Raw genomic sequence first — 18,362 nt, 5'->3', positions numbered from 1 at the left:
TACCGGTGGAAGGTGGTCGTGATGGCGAAGATGGACATCGCCGAGGGCGGAGTGCGAGTGAGGTTCTCGGCCTGGGAGCGGTTGGCCGTATGGCGCGAAAAAGTGGTCGTCCCGCTGGCGGCGATCAAGGCCGTCGAGCGCGTCGAAGAGCCGGTGGGGCGAGCGCGCGGGGGACGGGCCGGGGTGCTGGTCAGCGGCGTGCTGAAGGTGGGTTACTGGGGGCTGGGGACGGGCGTCCGTCAGCTGGTGTCGGTCCGCAGGGGCGTGCCGGCGCTGCGGGTCGAGGTCGATCGCGCGGTCGCCGGGCTCCCCTTCGACGAGGTGCTCGTCAGCGTGCCGAACGCGGCGGAACTCGCCGCCGCGCTCGCGCCGAGCAACGCCTAGAGGTAGTCGAAGAACCGGTCCCACCACGACGGCGGCCGGTCCGGCGGGTAGAGGGCGTCGAAGCCGCTGATCCCGGTGTACTTGGTCCACAGCGGATGTTCGGAGACGGGCAGGTAGCCGAGTGCTTCCAGCTCGTCTTCGACCCGTTTTCGATCCCGCGCCGGGAAGAACTCGAATTCCTCGTCCTCGTCGTAACTGCCCGGATTTCCCAGGGTCACCGCGGCCAGGCCGCCGAAATTGCTGATCGTGACCGTCAGGTGGTCCGGCGCGGGCGTCGCGCTCGCCGGGATCTCGATCCTGCCGAGATGGCTGGCGTCCTGGACATGACGATCGACTTCGCAGACGCAGTCGAATGCCCGCCCGAGTTGCTCGGCCAGCCGCTCGAATCGGGCGCGCGCGGCAGGCCCGTCGAAGTCGTGCGGCACTTCCCAGTGGCCGGGTTCGTCCAGCTCTCGCAGCATCGCCCAGGTCTGCTGTTCGTCGAGGGGCATCGTCGCCTCCCGGCCTCGGGTGGTCTAGTCCACTTACCGAACTGACCTTAACCAGCCGTGTCCCGCCCGGACAATGGTGGGACGAATTCTGGTCGGAAAAAAGTTCCCTACTAATAGGGGTAGCGCCAGCGCCACCCCTGATCCGGCAGCCTGCCCTCCTGATCTTCATGCCCGATTCGGCCAGTGTCATCGGTGTTGATCCGGTCGATGAAGGAGTGCGAATGACGTTACGCAAGGGTGTTGTGGTCCTGACAGTGGCGGGGCTGATGGGGGCCGCCTGGACCACGGCGGCGGATGCGGCCCCGGCCAAGGGTTCTGAGCTGCAGAAAGGCCTCGACTCGTTGGTACGTCAGGAGAAGTTCCCGGCCGCGCTGGCCTACGTGACCGGCCGAGGACGCACGACGTCGCTGGTGGCGGGATCCTCGCGGATCGACCGCCAGGTCCCGGTCCCTCGCGACGGCACCGTCCGGGCGGGCAGCAACACCAAGACGTTCACCGCGGTCGTCGTCCTGCGGCTGGTGGCCGAGGGCAAGGTGGAACTGGACGCGCCGATCGAAAAGTACCTTCCCGGAATCGTGCGTGGCGAAGGCATCGACGCCACCAAGATCACCATCCGGCAGCTGTTGCAGCACACCAGCGGGCTGCCGAACTACACCGAACACCTCGGGTTGCGTGACTTCGAACAGGTGCAGCACCGGTACTTCCCGAACCACGAACTGCTGGCCGCGGCGCTGAGTCATCCGGCGAAATTCCAGCCGGGCACCAAATGGGAGTACAGCAACACGGGCTACCTGCTGGCGGGCATGGTCGTCGAAAAGGTGACCGGACGTCCGATCCAGGAACAGATCACCGAACGCGTGATCAAGAAGGCAGGCCTCGAGAACACCTACTGGCCGCAGGTCGGCGACCAGACCATCCAGGGGCGGCACCCACAGGGGTATGCCACCGGAAATGTCGCCACCGGCAAGGTGATCGACGCGACCGAGATGGATCCGTCCTGGGCGGGGGCGGCCGGTCAGCTGATCTCGACCCCCAGCGACCTCGGCAAGCTCTTCCGCGTCCTGCTCGAAGGCAAGCTGGTGCCCGCCGCGCAGCTGGCCGAAATGCGCAAGACGGTGGACGCGCCCCTGTTCCCCGGGACGAAATACGGACTCGGCCTGATGAGCAATCCGCTCAGCTGCGGCGGGGTGTACTGGGGGCACGGCGGGGACATCGACGGGTTCGAAACCCGTGGCGGCGCCACGGAAGACGGCCGCACCGTCGGTCTCGCCGTGACCGCGATGCCGGGGACCTTCGGCGAACCCGAGAAGGGCTCCAAGGCCGTGATGGCCACTGTGGACACCGCGTTCTGCAAGTGACCGGCGATGGCCCGCTCACGACACTGTGGGCGGGCCATCGCTCGATCCGCTGTCACCCGGCGATCGGGCGCCGGGCGGCAGCAGTCTTCACCGGGTCACGGCGCGGGATGCGGCGGACGGCAGTTCTGCCGCGGCAGCGCGTGCGAACCGTTGGTGTACACGCCGTCCGCGATCGTGTCCTCCATGATCGAGCGGTGATCGGTGGGACGGGCCCACTGGTAACAAAGGTGCTGGGCGAAGTACCCGCCAGGCGCCTCGAAGGTGTCGAAGTGGCAGACACCGTCGGTCTCGATGCAGTAGCGGATGAACGGGATACCGCCGAAATCGGTGCGGCCCGGCCCGAAGGACACGTAGCCGCCGAACGGCGACGGCGCCCCGGTGCCCGCCGGGAGCACCGCGCTGATCCCGCGTCCCGGAGGACCGACCGGCTGCATCGGGTCGGCGAAGATCTTCGCCCGGAACCGCGACTTGTCCACGGCCAGTTTCCCGTCGGCGATGTCGTTCAGTACCAGGTTCGCGACCAGCGCGCCCTGCGAGTAGCCGACGACGGTGAACTCGGCGCCGGGGTTCTCGTCGAAGGAGCTTTGGACGACACGCCGGGCTTCTTCGTGCCCGCGCGCGACGCTCTGGTCCATCGGCGTCTGGTCGCAGTTGGGCGCGCCGGCAGCCCCGGCCGGGTAGTGGACCACCTTGCGGATCCCGCCCCGCAACCAGGCGTCGTTGTAGACGGTCGCGGCGCCGTCGCAGGTGCCGCCGATGAGGATGTAATAGCGCGCCTGGTCGGCCGCGTCGGCCTGGGCCGCCGGCGCGGTGGCGCCGATCAGCCCGGTGGCCAGCGCGGCCGCGGCCAGGACCCCCCTGAGTTTCTTCACGGTCATCGTCCCTCTCGTTCGACTACGGTGCGTGTTCGAACGCTAGGGATGCGTCATGAAATTTTGATGAAACCCGCCATCGGGCCCAGCGAGCTGGGCCGAACGGCCTCAGCGATGGGACAGCACGTTGACCACGTGACCGCCGGGATCGCGGACGAAGAACCGGCGGACGCCCCACGGCTCGTCGGTCAGCTCGTGCACGATCTCCGCGCCGGACGCCTTGGCCGCCGCGTAACTCGCGTCCACGTCGTCGACCTCGATCGAGGCGACCGGGACGACGGGCGCGGTTTCGTCATGGGTCATGAGACTCAGCTGCACCTCCGGCCGATCCGGGTCGGCCAGCGTCACGATCCATCCGTGGTCCATCACCACCTCGAAGCCGAGTACCTGAACGTAGAAGGCCTTCGTCTCTTCCATCGACGTGATCTCCAGATCGGAAACCACTCTCTTGATCGCCATTCGCCGATACTGGCACAGCGGTCCGACGTTTTCGGGGGAGCAGAAGCGGCGTCGCGAGCATGAGCGCCCCGGCGATGCCGACAGCGGCACGCGGGCCGGTGAACGCAGCGAGCAGGCCCCATAACGCGGTCAGGGAGGCGGTGGTGAGCTTGCCGGCGATCGACCAGGCCGACAGGGTGCGCGCCGCGCGGTCGAGGGGCACCTGTTCGAGCCTGCTCGTGGCCAGCACCGGGTTGAACACGCCGATGCAGGTGATCAGGCAGAACTCGACGACGATGACCAGGATCAGCCCCGAGACCCCCGGATGGATGAACACCAGCCCGACGGGCCAGCAGACGCGCAGCCAGCCCGCGGTGAACAGGACCCGGTCCCGGCCGTATCGCGCGACCAGACTCCGGGAGAGCCTCGATCCGATCAGTCCGCCGAGACAAGGCACGGCGAAGGCCACCGCGTACTCCCACGGGGCGAAGCCGAGTTGCCCGAGCATCAGGACGGCGAACAGGGGCGCGGTCGCCATGATCAGGCCGTTGACCACGATCGTGTTGACGAACAGGGGCCGCAGCAGCGGATGGGTGAGGATGAACCGCCAGCCTTCCCGCAGGTCCCGGCCGCTCAGCCGAGGGCCTTCCGGCTTCGCGGGTGGCGGCTCCGAGCCGCCGACCGCGCGGATCCCCACCGCCGAGAGCAGGTAGCTGACCGCGTCGGCGGCGATCGTGATCACCGGCCCGAACAGGCCGACGGCGAACCCGCCGAGCGGCGGGCCGAGTACGGTCGCGGTCCAGGTGGTGGATTCGAACCTGGCGTTCGCGACGAGCAGACCTTCCTTGGGCAGCAGCGTTTTCAGGAACGCCCCGCTCGCGGCCAGGAAGGTGATGTCGGCCGCGGCGACGACGACCGACACGGCGACCAGCTGACCGAAGCCGAGCATCCCGAGCGCGTACGCCACCGGGACGGTCAGCAGCGCCGCGCAGCGGACCAGGTCCATCGCGATCATCACCGGCCGTTTCCGGCGGAACTCGACCCAGGGGCCGAGCGGAAGCGCGACGACGGCGCCCACGACGAGACCGGCGGCCGCCAGCAGCGACACCTCGGTGGCGCCCGCGCCCAGCGCCACGATGGCGATGAGGCTGAACGCGTCGAACGCGAACCTCGTACCGAACGCGCTCGCCGCGTACGCCGCCCAAAGCCAGCCGAACCGTCGCCCCAGCGATCTCCCGCCCACTCGCGAGATCAAAGCAAGCCGGGGCGCCGAAGTCGAACAACGGGTCGTTGACCCTCCACAACCGGGAGTTGTGCGACCCGCTCAGAGATCCCCGAGCGCGGTGACCGGCGACTCGACGCAGTCGGCGACGAACCGCAGGAAGCCGCCCGCCGTCCCGCCGTCGCACACCCGGTGGTCGAACGCCAGCGTGAGTTCACAGACCTTCCGTGCCACCAACGCGCCGTCGACGACCCAGGCGCGGTCGATGATCCGGCCGATGCCGAGGATGGCCGCCTCCGGATGGTTGATGATCGCGGCCGAGCCGTCCACCCCGAACACGCCGTAGTTGTTCACCGTGAACGTCCCGCCGGTGAGACCGGCCGGGCCGAGTTTCCCTTCACGGGCTTGGGCGGTCCGATCGCCGATCGCCGCGGAAAGCTCCCTTGTGGACAGTGAACCCGAGTCGCGGACGACCGGCACGACTAGACCACGGTCCGTCTGCGCCGCGAAACCGAGGTTGATGTCCCGCAGCTGGACGATTTCGTCGCCCTCGACACGCGAGTTCAGCTCGGGGTATTTCCGCAAACCAGCCACGGCGAACCGGGCGACGAGGCCGAGGAGGCTCACCGGGCGGTCGGGTGCCGAGGCGTTGAGCGACTTCCGCGCGGCGACGAGTTCCGTCGCGTCGACGTCGACCCAGACCGTCGCCTCGGGAATCTGGCGCCGCGAGGTCGTCAGCTTGTCGGCGACGGCCTTGCGGACCCCGGTCAGCGGGATCCGCTTCTCGCCGTCCTTTTGCGCGGGGACGGTGAGTGCCTCTTCGACGTCGGCCCGCCGGATGATGCCGCCCGGACCGCTACCGGTCAGCTTCGTCAGGTCGATCTTGTTGTCGGCGGCCATCTTGCGGACGAACGGCGAGATCACGCCCGGCGCCTTGGACGGCTTCACGGGAGCGGTCACGACAGTGCGCGTCCGGCGGCGCCTCGTCGTGGTGGTCGTGCCGTAACCGATGAGGACGTTGCCACTGCCCTCGCTCGCCGTCGTCACTCCGGGTTCGGCGAACCCGGGGCCGATGGTGAGCAGGGGAGCGCCGACCGGCAGCGACTGGCCGGGTTCGCCGTGGAGGCGGGTGACGACGCCGGCGAACGGCACCGGCACCTCGACCGCGGCCTTCGCGGTCTCCACCTCGACGACGGGCTGGTCGACGCCGACGGTGTCGCCCTCCGCGACGAGCCAGGTGACGATGGTGCCTTCGGTCAGTCCCTCGCCGAGGTCGGGGAGCAGGAAGTCAGGCACCGGCCACCGCCGGCTCGTCGTTCCACTGCAGCCGGGCGACGGTGTCCAGGATCCGGTCGACGTCCGGAAGCTGATGGCGCTCCAGCTTTGGTGGCGGATAAGGGATATCGAGTCCCGTAACGCGCAGAACGGGCGCGTGCAGCTGGTGGAAACACTGCTCGGTGACCCGCGCGACCACCTCGGCGCCGTAACCGCCGAACCCGGCGGCCTCGTGGACGACGACCGCGCGCCCGGTCCGGCGCACCGAAGCGGTGACGGTCTCGTCGTCGAACGGGCTCAGGGACCTGAGGTCGACCACCTCGACGTCCCAGCCCTCGGCCTTCGCGGCTTCCGCGGTCTCCAGCGCGGTGGCGACCATCGGGCCGTACGCGATCAGCGTGACGTCCTTGCCTTCGCGGCGCACGACCGCGCGGTCCATGGCCGCGCCGTCGCGGGTGAAGGACACGGTTTCCTTCGCCCAGTAGCGGCACTTGGGCTCGAGGAAGATCACCGGGTCCGGCGAGTCGATCGAGTCGCGCAAGAGGTCGTAGGCGTCCTGGGGAGTGCCGGGCGTGACGACGCGCAGGCCGGGCGTGTGGGTGTAGTAGGCCTCGCTCGAATCGCAGTGGTGCTCGACGCCGCCGATCCCGCCCGCGTAAGGAATCCGGATGACCATCGGCAGCGACAGCGCGCCGCGGGTGCGGTTCCGCAGTTTCGCGACGTGCGAGGTGATCTGCTCGAAAGCGGGGTAGGCGAAGGCGTCGAACTGCATTTCGACCACCGGGCGGAACCCGCCCATCGCCATCCCGACCGCGAAGCCGACGATGCCGGACTCCGCCAGCGGGGTGTCGAAACAGCGTTCCTCGCCGAAGTCGGCGGTGATGCCGTCGGTCACCCGGAAGACGCCGCCGAGCGGGCCGACGTCCTCGCCGAAGATCAGCACGCGATCGTCGTCCTTGACCGCGTCACGCAAGGCGGCGTTGAGCGCCTGGGCCATCGAGATCTCGGTCATCAGCCCTCCACGGCTTCCAGTTCGGCCGCGACCAGCTCCCGCTGAGCGGCCAGCTGACGGGTCGGAACGGCGTACACGTGCTCGAACAACGACAACGGATCCGGCTCCACGTCCGCGTTCAACGTGTCGCGCACCCCGGCCGCGAAGGTCTCCGCCTCGGCCCGGAATCGTTCGATGTCGTCGCCGGACAGCAGGTTTTCGTTGGTCAGGTAGGTCTCGAGGCGCCGGACCGGGTCGGCCGCGCGCCACTTCTCGACCTCGGCCGGGTCGCGGTAGCGCGTCGCGTCGTCGGCGTTGGTGTGCGCGTCGATCCGGTAGGTGTGCGCCTCGACCAGCACCGGCCCGCGACCGGCCCGCGCGTGCGCGACGGCGTCGTCCAGCACCGAAAGGACCGCGACGGCGTCGTTGCCGTCGACCTGTTCGGAACGGACGCCGTAGCCGACGCCCTTGTAGGCCAGCGCGGGCGCGGCGCTCTGCTTCTCGAACGGCACCGAGATCGCGAACCCGTTGTTCTGCACGAAGAACACCACGGGCGCCTTGAACACGGCCGCGAAGTTGAGCGCCTCGTGGAAGTCGCCTTCACTGGTGGCGCCGTCGCCGATGAGCGCGAACGCGACGGCCTCCTCGCCGCGGCGCCGCATCGCGTGCGCGAGCCCGGCGGCGTGGAGGGTCTGGGTGGCCAGCGGCGTGCACTGGGGAGCGACCCGGGTTTCGGTGGGGTCGTAGCCGCAGTGCGCGTCACCGCGGAGCAGCGTCAGGATCTCGCCCGGCTCGAGCCCGCGGGCGACCAGCGCGACCGAGTCACGGTAGGTGGGGAAGAGCCAGTCGGCGTCGGTGAGGGCCAGCGCGCTCGCGACCTGGCAGGCCTCCTGGCCGGCGCTTGACGGATAGACCGCGAGGCGGCCTTGCTTGGTCAGCGCGGTCGCCTGGACGTCGAACCGGCGGCCGAGCACCATCAGCCGGTAGGCCTCGACGAGCCGATCGGGCGGCGGCGCGGTGTAGCCGCCGTGCTCGTCGACGCGCGTGCCGTCCTCGGCGAGGAACCGCACCGGGACCGGTGACGGCAGCAACGCGGCGGCAAGAGTCTCCCGCGACATGACGCAGCACCACCTTTCGCAGACATATGATGCTGAAATGGTGGTTTCCGGAGTCCTGGTGTTCAAGGGGCAGGCGAAATGAGCGACAAACTGTCCGCAGAATCGGTTCAGTCGCGCCAACCGTCCACAAGTGGCGTGGCTCACGGGCCGGATCCGGGACGAACGGTCCTTGCCCTCGACGACATCGACCGCGAGATCCTCAACGAACTGTCCGTGGACGGCAGGCTCGCCGTCCGCGCTCTGGCGGAGCGACTGCACATCTCGCGCACCAACGCCTACGCTCGCCTCGATCGCCTGATGTCCGAAGGCGTCATCACCGGCTTCGGCGCGAGGATCGATCCGCGGCGGGCCGGACTCGGGACGAGCGCGTACATCCTGATCACCGTCGAGCAGACGTCGTGGCGCACGATGTCGGCCAAGTTGCGGGAGATCCCGTACGTCGAGCACGTGTCGCTGGTCGGCGGTGACTTCGACATCCTGCTGCTGGTACGGACGCCGGACAACGCGTCACTGCGGGACGTCGTCCTGGAACGCCTGCAGGCGCTGGACGGCGTGCGGTCGACCCGGACCTGGCTGATCTTCGAAGAACAGCAGGGCGCCGCCCCCGCGTTTAGTCCTCTGAATGCGGTCCTTGCGCTCGATGGCAGTACGTGAAGGACCCCTTCATGTACCTAGGCGCAAGGGTTCCGGCAAAGTCGGCTTCCGCTGGTCGCAGGGGTGAGGGAGTGGGCTCGTCACCCGTGGCCTGAAACGCTCCTCGAATGTCCACTGAGGGCAGTCGCGACGCATTTTTGCCCGATTTGGGTGGTTTGCGTGGTGGTCGTGAGCGGTAAAGGTCGTTCTAACGCTTCTTGTCACTCACGACCCCCGCGCGAAATCGCGCAAAGCGCCTGAATCGGGCATCAGAATCCGTTCCGCAGTCCCTTGTGGACAGTCGCGCCGCCGTCAGGCGACAATCGCCCACTGGAAGCCCTCGAAACCTGACACGCGCGAATAGTCGACTTTGCCGAGGCCCTGTACCTAGGCGCAATGAAGGGGGCCTTCACGTACTTCGGCCACTGAACGAGCGGCGGCATGCGCTGAACGGCCTATTCCACCGGACAGATCTCCGAACAAACCTGGCTCCGCCGTTGGAAAATCTCATACCCTCCGGAACAGGCCGAAGGGAGCTGACCTGATGAGGTGGACCTGGGTGCGGGCGATGGTGGCCTTCGCGGCCGCCGCGGCGATCGTCCAGACGAGTCAACCGAGCGCCGCCGAAGCCGAGGCCCAGGCGGCACCCGCCGCGGCCGGACGCTCCGCGATCTACGGCGGGGGACCGTTCTATCAGGACGGACAGGGTGTCATGGACACCCTGCGCTCGTCGGGGTTCACCACGGTCATCCTGTGGAGCATCCACGTCCACGACAACGGCGACCTGTACTACAACGACCACCTCGTGGTCGCGGGCGGCCGGTACGTCGGCGACGCCGGATGGCCGGCGCGGCTGCGGACGCTGAAGCAGGCACCGACGTCGGTCAACCGCATCGAGGTCTCGGTCGGCGCCTGGGGCACGCCGGACTGGGAGGCCATCGACAACCTGATCACGCGCGACGGCACCGGCAGCGGGACCATTCTGTACCGCAACTTCCTGGCGCTGAAGAACGCCACCGGCGCCGACGCGATCAACAACGACGACGAATCGCACTACGACGTCGACTCCACCGTCACGTTCGCCCGGATGGCGAACGCCATGGGCTACCGCAACTTCACGCTCGCGCCGTACACCGCGGTCTCGTACTGGCAGGGCGTGAAGAACGGACTCGGCGGCCTGGTCGATCGCGTGTACCTCCAGGCGTACGCGGGCGGCAGCGGCAACAATCCGGCGACGTGGTCGCAGTCGCTCGGCATGCCGGTGGATCCGGGGCTGTGGAGCAAGAACGGTTCCGACTGCACCGCGGGGAACTCGCCCGCGCAGGTGGAGAGCCGGATGAGGTCGTGGAAGTCGTCCGCGGGCATCCCCGGTGGCTTCATGTGGTTGTACGACGACATCAAGAAGTGTTCGGCGCAAGGCACGGCCGCCGCGTACGCACGGGCGATCAACACCGCCACCACCAGCTGACCCTTGCCGCGCCAGTGAGTCCCGGGGCGACGTCACGCACGCGTCGCCCCGGGACTCTGTAACGCTCTCCGCCCACCCGCCGAATACAGGCGGGTTCGATGGCGGAGGCGGAGGAATCGTGGCGCGTGTGCTGTCCCTAGCGGTCGAGCACGGAAGCCACTACGGCGATCGTCACCAAGTGCCAGACCGGCGGCTGCGTCAACGCCGCGCGCGGGACGACTCAGCGCGACGTCGAGCGGGAGCGAGACCAGTGGTTACGTCAGCATCCGGGTTGGTGCCCCGCGGGCGAGACGGGAGCCGTGGCACCCTGTTGACCGAGAGGCACGGCCGCACACCCCATTCGGGTGATAACGGTTCGGCATTCGATGTATCTGAAGTACTCCCCATTGACACCTTCCTACGATCTCGGCGACTGGGTGGAGGACTGCGGTGACGGTGGAAGGCGCGGGTCAGGATTATCTGACGCGGCAGATCGGGGCGCTGCTCGAAGCGATTCGCGAGGAGGGTCCGGTCGGCGAGGGCAGACGCAGTTTCCGGCTCGCCGGGCATCTCGCCGCGGAGGGCGGGTTCCACCTCGGCGACATCCTCGCCGCGACGGCGCAGTTGCTCGCCGTCCACGCTTGGAACAACGGCTACCTCGGTGCGGCGGAACTGCTCACGCGCCGTATGCGGGATTTCGGCGCCGAGTCCGCCGAACTGGTGCAGCACCTCGTGAAGCTGGAGACCGGAAGCGAGCAGGGGTGGCTTCTGCGGGAGGACCGCGAGGCCCTCATCGACTACGCGCGGCGAGCCCAGCGGCCCGACATCGAGCAGCGGGCGCAGGCGATCGAACCGTTGCTGCCCGGGGTCACCGGCCCTGAGCGTCCTGATCGGATGGCCAGTGAGTCGTGAGATGGTGCTCGGGATCCGCGAGGACGCCGCGGATGACCGAGCCGGCCGCACCTCGTACGGCGGCTCCCGTGCCGAGCGCCGAGCGGACGACCCGCACCGGCGACCACGCCGTGCTGGGTACGCGGCGCTCGAGCTCGGCGAGAAGTGGCTCACGCAGCCACGGCTCCAGTCGCGCGTAGGTCCCGCCTAGCACCACCGCCGGGACGTCCATCAGATTGACCACGGTGGACAGTCCGACGCCGAGATGACCCGCGGCGGTGGTGACCGCGGAGATCGCCGCGGCGTCGTCCGATTCCAGCGCGGAGATCAAGTCGTCCACCGTGCCGGCGCCCGCCAGCCGCAGGATCTCCTCCTGCCCGGCCATCCGTTCCAGGCAGCCGTTCGCGCCGCAGGAACAAGGCGGGCCGTCGGGCGCCACCGGCAGGTGGCCGATCTCGCCGCCCGCGCCGCGGACGCCCTCGAACAACGCCCGGTCCAGCACGATTCCCGCGCCGATCCCGATCTCGCCCGACACGTGGACGAAATCCGGCAACGCGGTGCCGTGCCAGAGTTCGGCGAGCGCGGCGAAGTTGGCTTCGTTGGCGACGGTGAAGGTCTCGCCGAGCCGGTCCGCGAGGTCGACGTCGCGCCAGCCCAGGTTGGGGGCCAGCCGCACGACACCGGATTCGACCAGGCCCGGAACCGCGATGCCCACCCCGCCGACGGGTACGCCGAGCGCTTCCGCCCGCTTCCGTGCCTTGCGCAGGAACGCCGACACGCGCTGGAAGACACGCGGAGTCCGGTTGTCCGCGTACCGGACCTCCTCGAACCGGACCGTCCCGTTCAGATCCACCAGGCAGGACGCCAGGTAGTCGACGCCGATCTCGATGCCGAGCCCGTGCGGCCCGGTGGGGGAGAGCGACACGACCGTGCCGCGCCGTCCCGGGCCGACGCGGCGTTCCGGCTCGCCTTCGGCCACGAGGTCGGCCGCGATCAGGCGGTCGACCACGCTCGACACGGTGGCCTTCGTGAGACCGGTGGCGGCGGCGAGTCCTGCCCGCGAGGCGCCGGGGCCGTCCGCGATCGCACCGAGAACGAGTGCGGCGTTGTGCTGCCGCACGGTGTGCTGTCCAGCAGGACGCGTGCCGATCATCGCGCGATTGTATTCGTTCGATGCCTGAACGAAAGCCTTGACCCGCCGGGATGGCGTCGATAAGTTCAGGCATCAAACTAATGGGAGGCGTGATGGTTCAGGCACCGACGCGTGCGGACAAGTTCAGCTTCGGACTGTGGACCGTCGGCTGGCAGGCGAACGACATGTTCGGCCCGGCGAGCCGGGGACCGCTCGACCCGGTCGAGGCCGTGCACCGCCTCTCGGACCTCGGCGCCTGGGGCATCACCTTCCACGACGACGACCTCATCCCGTTCGGCTCGGACGACGCCGAGCGGGCGCGGCACCTGAAGCGATTCCGGGCCGCGCTGGCCGAAACCGGCCTCGTCGTCCCGATGGTGACCACGAACCTGTTCGGCCACCCCGTTTTCAAGGACGGCGGTCTGACGAGCAACGACCGTGAAGTCCGCCGCTACGCGCTGCGGAAGGTGCTGCGGAACCTCGACCTCGCCGCCGAACTCGGCGCGTCGACGTTCGTGCTCTGGGGCGGCCGTGAGGGCAGCGAGACCGATGCCGCGAAGGACGTCCGCGCGGCGATGGACCGCTACCGCGAGGGCATCGACTTCCTCGCCCAGTACGTCATCGACCAGGGTTACGGCCTTCGGCTCGCGCTCGAACCGAAGCCGAACGAGCCGCGTGGGGACATCCTGCTGCCGACCGTCGGGCACGCGCTCGCGTTCATCTCCACACTGGACAACCACGAGATCGTCGGCGTGAACCCGGAGGTCGGGCACGAGCAGATGGCCGGGCTCAACATCGTCCACGGCATCGGGCAGGCCCTGTGGCAGGGCAAGCTGTTCCACATCGACCTCAACGGCCAGCGCGGCCCGCGGTTCGACCAGGATCTCGTCTTCGGCCACGGCGACGTGCTGTCGTCGTTCTTCCTGGTGGACCTGCTGGAGCACGGCGGTTACGACGGTCCGCGCCACTTCGACTACAAGCCGCTGCGCACGGAGAACATGGACGGCGTCTGGGCCAGCGCCGAGGCCAACATGGCCAGCTACCTGCTGTTCGCCGAACGCTCCCGCGCCTTCCGTGCCGATCCCGAGGTTCGGGCCGCGCTGGATGCCGCTCTCGTCCCCGAGCTGGCGAAACCGACGCTCAACGAGGGTGAGACCGCCGCGGATCTGCTGGCGGACCGGTCGGCGTTCGAGGACTTCGACCCGGACAAGGCGGCGGAACGCGGTTACGGCTTCATCCGCCTGTCCCAGCTGGCACTCGAACACCTCACCGGGGCGCGCTAGAACCGGTCGACGTCGATGACGGCCTTGGCGAACTCCTCCGGCGCCTCTTGCGGCACGTTGTGGCCGATCCCGTTCAGGACGCGGTGCTCGTACTTGCCGGAGAACTTCGATCGGTAGGCCTTGCCGTCGGTGTTCGGGCCGTCGAAATCGCTGCCGATCGTGATCGTGGGGACCGAGACCGCCGGGCCCTGCGCGAGTTTCTGTTCGAGGGCATCGAGTTTCGGGTCGCCGTCGGCGAGGCTGAGCCGCCAGCGGTAGTTGTGGATCACGATGGCCACGTGGTCCGGGTTGTCGAAACAGGCCGCCGAGCGGTCGTAGGTCGCGTCGTCGAAGGTCCACTTCGGCGACGCGATCTTCCAGATCAGCTTGTTGAAGTCGTGGCGGTTCTTCTCGTAGCCGAGGATGCCGCGCTCGGTTGCGAAGTAATATTGGTACCACCAACCTAGTTCCGCGCTGGGGGAGAGTGGCTGCTTGTTCGTCTCCCGGTTGGTGACGAGGTAGCCGCTCACCGAGACGAGTGCCTTGCAGCGCTCGGGCCACAGCGCGGCGATGATCACGGCCGTCCGGGCGCCCCAGTCGAAGCCGCCGAAGACGGCTTTCTGGATTTTCAGCGCGTCCAGCAGCGCGACGATGTCGGCGGCGATCGCGGACTGCTGGCCGTTGCGGAAGGTGTCCTTCGACAGGAACCGCGTCGGCCCGTAGCCCCGGAGGAACGGCACGATCACCCGGTACCCGGCCGCGACCAGGCGCGGGGTGACGTCGACGTAGCTGTGGATGTCGTAGGGCCAGCCGTGCAGGAGGACCACCACCGGGCCGTCGGCGGGGCCGGCCTCGGCGTACCCGATGCTCAATTCTCCGGCGTCGATCTGCTTGAGCGGGCCGAACGAGGTGTTCCCGACGGTCGTGACAGGCGCCGCCACCGGTGCCGCCGCGGGCCGGGACGAGCAACTCGCGACCGTGGCTCCCGCCGTCGCGGCGACGACGGCCTGCGCGAACCTTCTCCTGCTGAGCATCCTGATCCCTCCCGCGAAACGCCTGGTACGGGATCGAAATTAAGGGTCCGGCCCAGGGCGCGGCGACCGTCGGACGACGTCACCGGTGTACGTCACCTCGCCTACGCGACTTCCGGTTGGACGTCGAGGAAGGCCGCCTCCAGCCGTCGGATCCGGGCCCAGAACTCGGCCTCCCGGCCGGATTCGAGAACGCCGAGATGCCCGCCGGGGACGACGCGGCCCACGAACGGCCCGGAGGTCCACACCCGCCAGCCGCCCGTGGCGTCGTCGCCCGCAGCGAACGCGGGATCGTCGGTGCCGCGAATCGCCGCGAGCGGGCACGAGAGCCGTGTCCTGACGGGCCCGCGGTAGGCGTTCACCAGCTGGAGGTCGCCGAGCAGCAGGTCCAGCGCGTACTCCCAGCCTTCGGGTGAATCGCGGTAGCCCGCGACCGGGGTGAGCCCGGTGCGGCCGAACACCCGTCCCATGGCCGACGCGCCCGCCTTGGCGTCCTTGTCCGGCGAACGTCGTTGCGGGGCGCACGCGTCCACGACGATCAGCGCGCGCGGGGCGACGCCCAGCCGTTGCGCCGTTTCCAACGCGACGAAGGCGCCCATCCCGAAACCGATCGTCACGGTGCGGGAGAACCAGTCTTCGGACGTCGCATCGGCCAAGAGCGTGGCGAGTTCTTCGACAGAGGACGCCGGCGTTTCCGAGGGCCGTTCCCCGTGTCCGGGATATTCGACGCCCCAGACGTCCGCGCCTGCCGTGGCGGCGAGTGGGCCGAACGCCTGGAGAGTTCCCCCCGCGGGTGGAAGCAGCAGGTAGCCGGGGCCGCGACTGTCTGATGTGGACAGTGGAACTAGCGGGGCCGTCATGATCCGAAAGATACGCGCGGTTAACCCGAATGGGGTAACGGTTCGGGTTCGACCAAGATCAATTCACCCGGCAGGGGGAGAGCTCCGGAAGAAAGGCCCCTGGCCGTGTCGTATCTGGCGTTCTCCGTTCGACGTCCTGATAAAGGAGCCGGAAGGAGAAAGCGATGACCACCACGACACTGGCCTCGACCACGCGGCTGAACCCGGTGCGCCGTACCCTGCCGGTTCTGCTGGCGCTGGAGGACGACGCGGAAGACCTCGGCCGCCTGTCCCCGGACGACAGGCTGACCTGCCACGTGCACGGCCGCTGGATCCACGAGTGCGTCGCCTCCCCGATGCACGTCAATCCGATCACCCGGCACCGCTGGTGCCGCTCGTGCGCGACCGCGCTGATCGTCTCCGTCGACGAGCTGTCCGGCGACGTCAAGATGTCCTGCCCTCGGTGCGGCCACGGCGAAAGCGCCGCTTCGGCCCGGCTGATCGCCGCGTGCCGGGCCAGCCTGGAGGCGGCACGCGGTCACTCCGGCGCCAAGGCCGCCTGAGCGACCCACTCGAGGACTCGCTCGATGACCAGGTCGCGATCCTCCGGCCGGAGGTAGAGGTAGTGCCCGGCGCCGGGCAGGATTTCGACGTCGGCCCGGGGGAGCAGGCTTTCGAGTCGTGCCGCGGCGGCGGCCGGATCGTGCACGGCGCTACGCCCGCCGAACAGGGCGAGCGTGGGTACCTGGATGGGCCTCAAGTCCTGCTCGTCCGGGCAAACCTGGAACGGCACCCGTGCGCGGTACGACCGGATCCCGGCGAGCACCAGCCGGGCGGCGGGCTGGTCGAAGATGTCCTCTCCCGCGGACCACGTCAGGAACCGCCGCCACAGGCGTTCACTGTCGAGTACGGCCGCGGGCATGCCGTACCAGAACACCTTCCGGACGAACGGCGCCGAGACGGTGGTCGCGTCCAGCAAGCCGAGGGACGCGAGCCTGCCGGGAGCGTGGATCGCCTGGTTGACCGCGTGCCAGCCGCCGGTCGAACCACCCACGAGGTGCACCGAGGTCAGCCCGAGGCGCTCGAAGACGTCGTCGAGCGCGCTCGCCCGGTCACGGATGTCCTTGAACGGAGCGGTTTGCACGCTCCGGCCCGCCTCGCCGAGGGTGTCGATCGCGTAGACCGCGTGCCGTTCGGCCAAGGCGGGGATCAAGGCCGCGTAACAGGCCGAGGTCGCCATGAGCCCGGGCAACAGGGCGATCGGCGGGTCTTCGCCGCCGTAGCGGTAGACCCGGGTGGTGCCATGGCGCGTCTCGACGTCGAACATGGCGCTCGGCTCAGGGCACTCGGCCATGGCGCGGTCGTAGGCGGCGAAGTAGCGCCGTTCCGCCGCCGGATCTCTGAATTTCCCGATTTTCGTCATGCGAGGAACGCTAGGCAGAGCCACGTTTCCGGTCTTGAACGAAAGTAAGATGGCGGCATGGGCGGGTGGAGTCTCGTGGTTCCGCGGCGGGACATCGTCCGCGCGCCGGGAGAGCGGGTGCTCCGGCTGCCGCATCCCAGCCTCGCCGCCCATGTCTCGAGTTACGTCGCGCACGACCTTCCCGACGCGGGGCCGAACTCCTGGCGGGTCACTCCGCTCTCGGTGCTCATCTGGGTGATCGACCTCGAAGCGCCGGAACGTGCGATGCCGGAATCGCCCTTACTGGGGTTGCGAGATCGGCCGCTCCTCGCGGAGCAGACCGGTGCTTCGCAAGGTATCGCCGTCGCCCTGACCCCGCTCGGCGCGTACGGATTGTTCGGGATTCCGCTGCGGGAGCTGACGAATTCGGTGATCGCGGCGTCCGATCTGATGGCGTCCGGGCTCCTGACCGAGCGGCTCGCGGAGGCGGAGGACTGGCCGGAGCGGTTCCGGTTGCTCGACGAGTACCTGATGGAGAAACTCGCACGCGGTCCGGAACTCTCCGCACCTGTTCGGTACGCCTGGGACCGGCTTTCGGCCGCACCGGTCCGCGTCGACGCCCTCGCGGACGCGATCGGCTGGAGCCGGCAGCACCTCAATGCCCGGTTCCGTGCACAGATCGGGTTGAACCCCAAGACCATCGGGCGGATCACCCGGCTCAACCGCGTGATGGCGCTGCTGAACCGGGCGTCGTCCCTCGGATGGGCGGAGGTCGCGCACTTGGGCGGCTACAGCGATCAGGCGCATCTCGTCCGGGAGTTCAGGGCCCTGACCGGCTGCAGCCCGACCGAGGTCGGCAAACCGGCCGGGTTATTTGTTCCGCCAGGTCACGGCGCGTGAATCGGCGGTCTCGTAAGGCTTGGACGTGTACGCGAGCGAGGCGATCGGGTCCGACGGGACGCCGAAGTGCAGACGGCAGGCCTCGAAGACCGCTCCCTTGACCGAGAAGTCGTGCGGCGCGATGCTGCCGCCCTTGCAGCCGGTGACTTCGGAAGCCCCCACCCCCAGCAGAGAGCCCGGCCAGCCGCCGCTCTTGGTCCTCGCGCTCAGGATCGGCGCGGCCACCCTGGCCAGGTTCGTGCCGTCGACGTTCGTCAGCTTCTCGCGGACGAAGAAGAAGTGCTTGCCGCGGAGTTTGGCCTTGTCCTCGTCCTTGAGCGGCAGGGCGTTGATGTCCGCGTCGGACGCCTTCACCGATTCGACGGTGACCGTCAGCCCGACGAAGCCCTTCGCGTAGTCACTGTAGATCGGGATGATCGCCTGCTCGCCGAACTTCAGCTTCGTGCCCGGTTTGACCGCGTCGCCGGTGACCTCCAGCGTGGGCGTGGTGGTCAGGTACGGCTTCTCCGTCGTCGTCGGCGGGGCACTGGCGGACGTCTCCCCGGACGTCGTGGCGGCGGTCCTGGCCTGGCCGGTGTTCGCCGGCGGCGTGCAGCCGACCAGCGCGGCGCCGAGCACCGCGGCGACGACGGCGTGACGAACTCTCGGACGTGTGGGCACGACCGATCCCCCCTCG

The 18,362-nt window shown here is 68.9% G+C and carries 20 protein-coding genes; 8 read left to right on the top strand and 12 right to left on the bottom strand.

Features of this window, described 5'->3' with window-relative positions; genetic code table 11:
• Positions 1 to 21 precede the first annotated feature (21 nt).
• On the top strand, positions 22 to 384 hold the full coding sequence (locus BKN51_RS14085; RefSeq protein WP_101613211.1) for a hypothetical protein: 363 nt from the start codon (positions 22 to 24) through the stop codon (positions 382 to 384).
• Here BKN51_RS14085 and BKN51_RS14080 read toward each other — a convergent pair.
• Positions 381 to 875, bottom strand: coding sequence for a hypothetical protein (locus tag BKN51_RS14080; protein WP_101608079.1), 495 nt, complete (start codon positions 873 to 875; stop codon positions 381 to 383). The genes BKN51_RS14085 and BKN51_RS14080 overlap by 4 nt on opposite strands.
• Before the next feature lie 221 nt (positions 876 to 1,096).
• On the opposite strand from BKN51_RS14080, the gene BKN51_RS14075 reads away from it, so the two are divergent.
• Positions 1,097 to 2,233, top strand: coding sequence for a serine hydrolase domain-containing protein (locus BKN51_RS14075; protein WP_101608078.1), 1,137 nt, complete (start codon positions 1,097 to 1,099; stop codon positions 2,231 to 2,233).
• A gap of 95 nt (positions 2,234 to 2,328) precedes the next feature.
• Here BKN51_RS14075 and BKN51_RS14070 read toward each other — a convergent pair whose 3' ends face one another.
• The 6 genes from BKN51_RS14070 to pdhA form a co-directional block, all read right to left on the bottom strand.
• Positions 2,329 to 3,111 carry a PE-PPE domain-containing protein gene (locus BKN51_RS14070; protein ID WP_101608077.1) on the bottom strand — a complete coding sequence of 261 codons (783 nt, stop codon included), beginning with the start codon at positions 3,109 to 3,111 and terminating at the stop codon, positions 2,329 to 2,331.
• Positions 3,112 to 3,213: 102 nt separating this feature from the next.
• Positions 3,214 to 3,471: a VOC family protein gene (locus tag BKN51_RS14065; RefSeq protein ID WP_146044350.1), complete on the bottom strand. Its 258-nt coding sequence runs from the start codon at positions 3,469 to 3,471 to the stop codon at positions 3,214 to 3,216.
• Positions 3,398 to 4,786 (bottom strand): MFS transporter, encoded by a 1,389-nt coding sequence (locus BKN51_RS14060; RefSeq protein WP_101608075.1) that lies wholly within the window; start codon positions 4,784 to 4,786, stop codon positions 3,398 to 3,400. Before BKN51_RS14060 ends, BKN51_RS14065 begins: the two co-directional genes overlap by 74 nt.
• A gap of 81 nt (positions 4,787 to 4,867) precedes the next feature.
• Entirely contained in the window at positions 4,868 to 6,061 is a 1,194-nt protein-coding gene (locus BKN51_RS14055) for a dihydrolipoamide acetyltransferase family protein (protein WP_101608074.1), read from the bottom strand.
• Entirely contained in the window at positions 6,054 to 7,052 is a 999-nt protein-coding gene (locus BKN51_RS14050; protein ID WP_101608073.1) for an alpha-ketoacid dehydrogenase subunit beta, read from the bottom strand. Before BKN51_RS14050 ends, BKN51_RS14055 begins: the two co-directional genes overlap by 8 nt.
• Positions 7,052 to 8,149 carry a pyruvate dehydrogenase (acetyl-transferring) E1 component subunit alpha gene (gene pdhA, locus BKN51_RS14045; protein ID WP_101608072.1) on the bottom strand — a complete coding sequence of 366 codons (1,098 nt, stop codon included), beginning with the start codon at positions 8,147 to 8,149 and terminating at the stop codon, positions 7,052 to 7,054. Before pdhA ends, BKN51_RS14050 begins: the two co-directional genes overlap by 1 nt.
• 135 nt (positions 8,150 to 8,284) lie before the next feature.
• Here pdhA and BKN51_RS14040 point away from each other — a divergent pair, with 135 nt between their 5' ends.
• From BKN51_RS14040 to BKN51_RS14030, 3 genes are all read left to right on the top strand, one after another.
• Complete coding sequence (locus BKN51_RS14040) at positions 8,285 to 8,803, top strand: Lrp/AsnC family transcriptional regulator (RefSeq protein ID WP_101608071.1); 519 nt, start codon at positions 8,285 to 8,287, stop codon at positions 8,801 to 8,803.
• Between the two features lie 523 nt (positions 8,804 to 9,326).
• Complete coding sequence (locus tag BKN51_RS14035; protein ID WP_101608070.1) at positions 9,327 to 10,250, top strand: lysyl endopeptidase; 924 nt, start codon at positions 9,327 to 9,329, stop codon at positions 10,248 to 10,250.
• Positions 10,251 to 10,679: 429 nt separating this feature from the next.
• Positions 10,680 to 11,141, top strand: coding sequence for a hypothetical protein (locus BKN51_RS14030; protein ID WP_101608069.1), 462 nt, complete (start codon positions 10,680 to 10,682; stop codon positions 11,139 to 11,141).
• On the opposite strand, the gene BKN51_RS14025 is transcribed toward BKN51_RS14030, so the two are convergent.
• Entirely contained in the window at positions 11,098 to 12,273 is a 1,176-nt protein-coding gene (locus BKN51_RS14025; protein WP_101608068.1) for an ROK family transcriptional regulator, read from the bottom strand. The two genes, BKN51_RS14030 and BKN51_RS14025, sit on opposite strands and share 44 nt — an antisense overlap.
• Before the next feature lie 92 nt (positions 12,274 to 12,365).
• Between BKN51_RS14025 and xylA the strand changes: the two genes are divergently transcribed.
• Positions 12,366 to 13,535, top strand: a complete 1,170-nt coding sequence (gene xylA, locus BKN51_RS14020) for a xylose isomerase (RefSeq protein WP_101608067.1) — start codon at positions 12,366 to 12,368, stop codon at positions 13,533 to 13,535.
• Here the strand turns inward: xylA and BKN51_RS14015 are convergent.
• Positions 13,532 to 14,548 (bottom strand): alpha/beta fold hydrolase, encoded by a 1,017-nt coding sequence (locus BKN51_RS14015; protein WP_101608066.1) that lies wholly within the window; start codon positions 14,546 to 14,548, stop codon positions 13,532 to 13,534. The two genes, xylA and BKN51_RS14015, sit on opposite strands and share 4 nt — an antisense overlap.
• A 101-nt stretch (positions 14,549 to 14,649) precedes the next feature.
• Entirely contained in the window at positions 14,650 to 15,405 is a 756-nt protein-coding gene (locus BKN51_RS14010; protein WP_101608065.1) for a thioesterase II family protein, read from the bottom strand.
• A 164-nt stretch (positions 15,406 to 15,569) separates the two neighbouring features.
• On the opposite strand from BKN51_RS14010, the gene BKN51_RS14005 reads away from it, so the two are divergent.
• Complete coding sequence (locus BKN51_RS14005) at positions 15,570 to 15,947, top strand: hypothetical protein (RefSeq protein ID WP_101608064.1); 378 nt, start codon at positions 15,570 to 15,572, stop codon at positions 15,945 to 15,947.
• On the opposite strand, the gene BKN51_RS14000 is transcribed toward BKN51_RS14005, so the two are convergent.
• The gene (locus BKN51_RS14000) at positions 15,923 to 16,807 is read right to left on the bottom strand and encodes an alpha/beta fold hydrolase (protein WP_101608063.1); all 885 of its coding nucleotides are present in this window, start codon (positions 16,805 to 16,807) and stop codon (positions 15,923 to 15,925) included. The two genes, BKN51_RS14005 and BKN51_RS14000, sit on opposite strands and share 25 nt — an antisense overlap.
• A 57-nt stretch (positions 16,808 to 16,864) precedes the next feature.
• On the opposite strand from BKN51_RS14000, the gene BKN51_RS13995 reads away from it, so the two are divergent.
• Positions 16,865 to 17,686 (top strand): helix-turn-helix domain-containing protein, encoded by an 822-nt coding sequence (locus tag BKN51_RS13995; RefSeq protein WP_101608062.1) that lies wholly within the window; start codon positions 16,865 to 16,867, stop codon positions 17,684 to 17,686.
• Here the strand turns inward: BKN51_RS13995 and BKN51_RS13990 are convergent.
• Positions 17,657 to 18,346 carry a hypothetical protein gene (locus tag BKN51_RS13990; protein WP_101608061.1) on the bottom strand — a complete coding sequence of 230 codons (690 nt, stop codon included), beginning with the start codon at positions 18,344 to 18,346 and terminating at the stop codon, positions 17,657 to 17,659. The genes BKN51_RS13995 and BKN51_RS13990 overlap by 30 nt on opposite strands.
• Positions 18,347 to 18,362 lie beyond the last annotated feature (16 nt).

The sequence above is a fragment of the Amycolatopsis sp. BJA-103 genome (assembly GCF_002849735.1).
Classification (GTDB): Bacteria; Actinomycetota; Actinomycetes; order Mycobacteriales; family Pseudonocardiaceae; genus Amycolatopsis.
The sequence above is the reverse complement of the archived record's forward strand: the minus strand, read 5'-3'. Positions and strand labels throughout refer to the sequence as shown.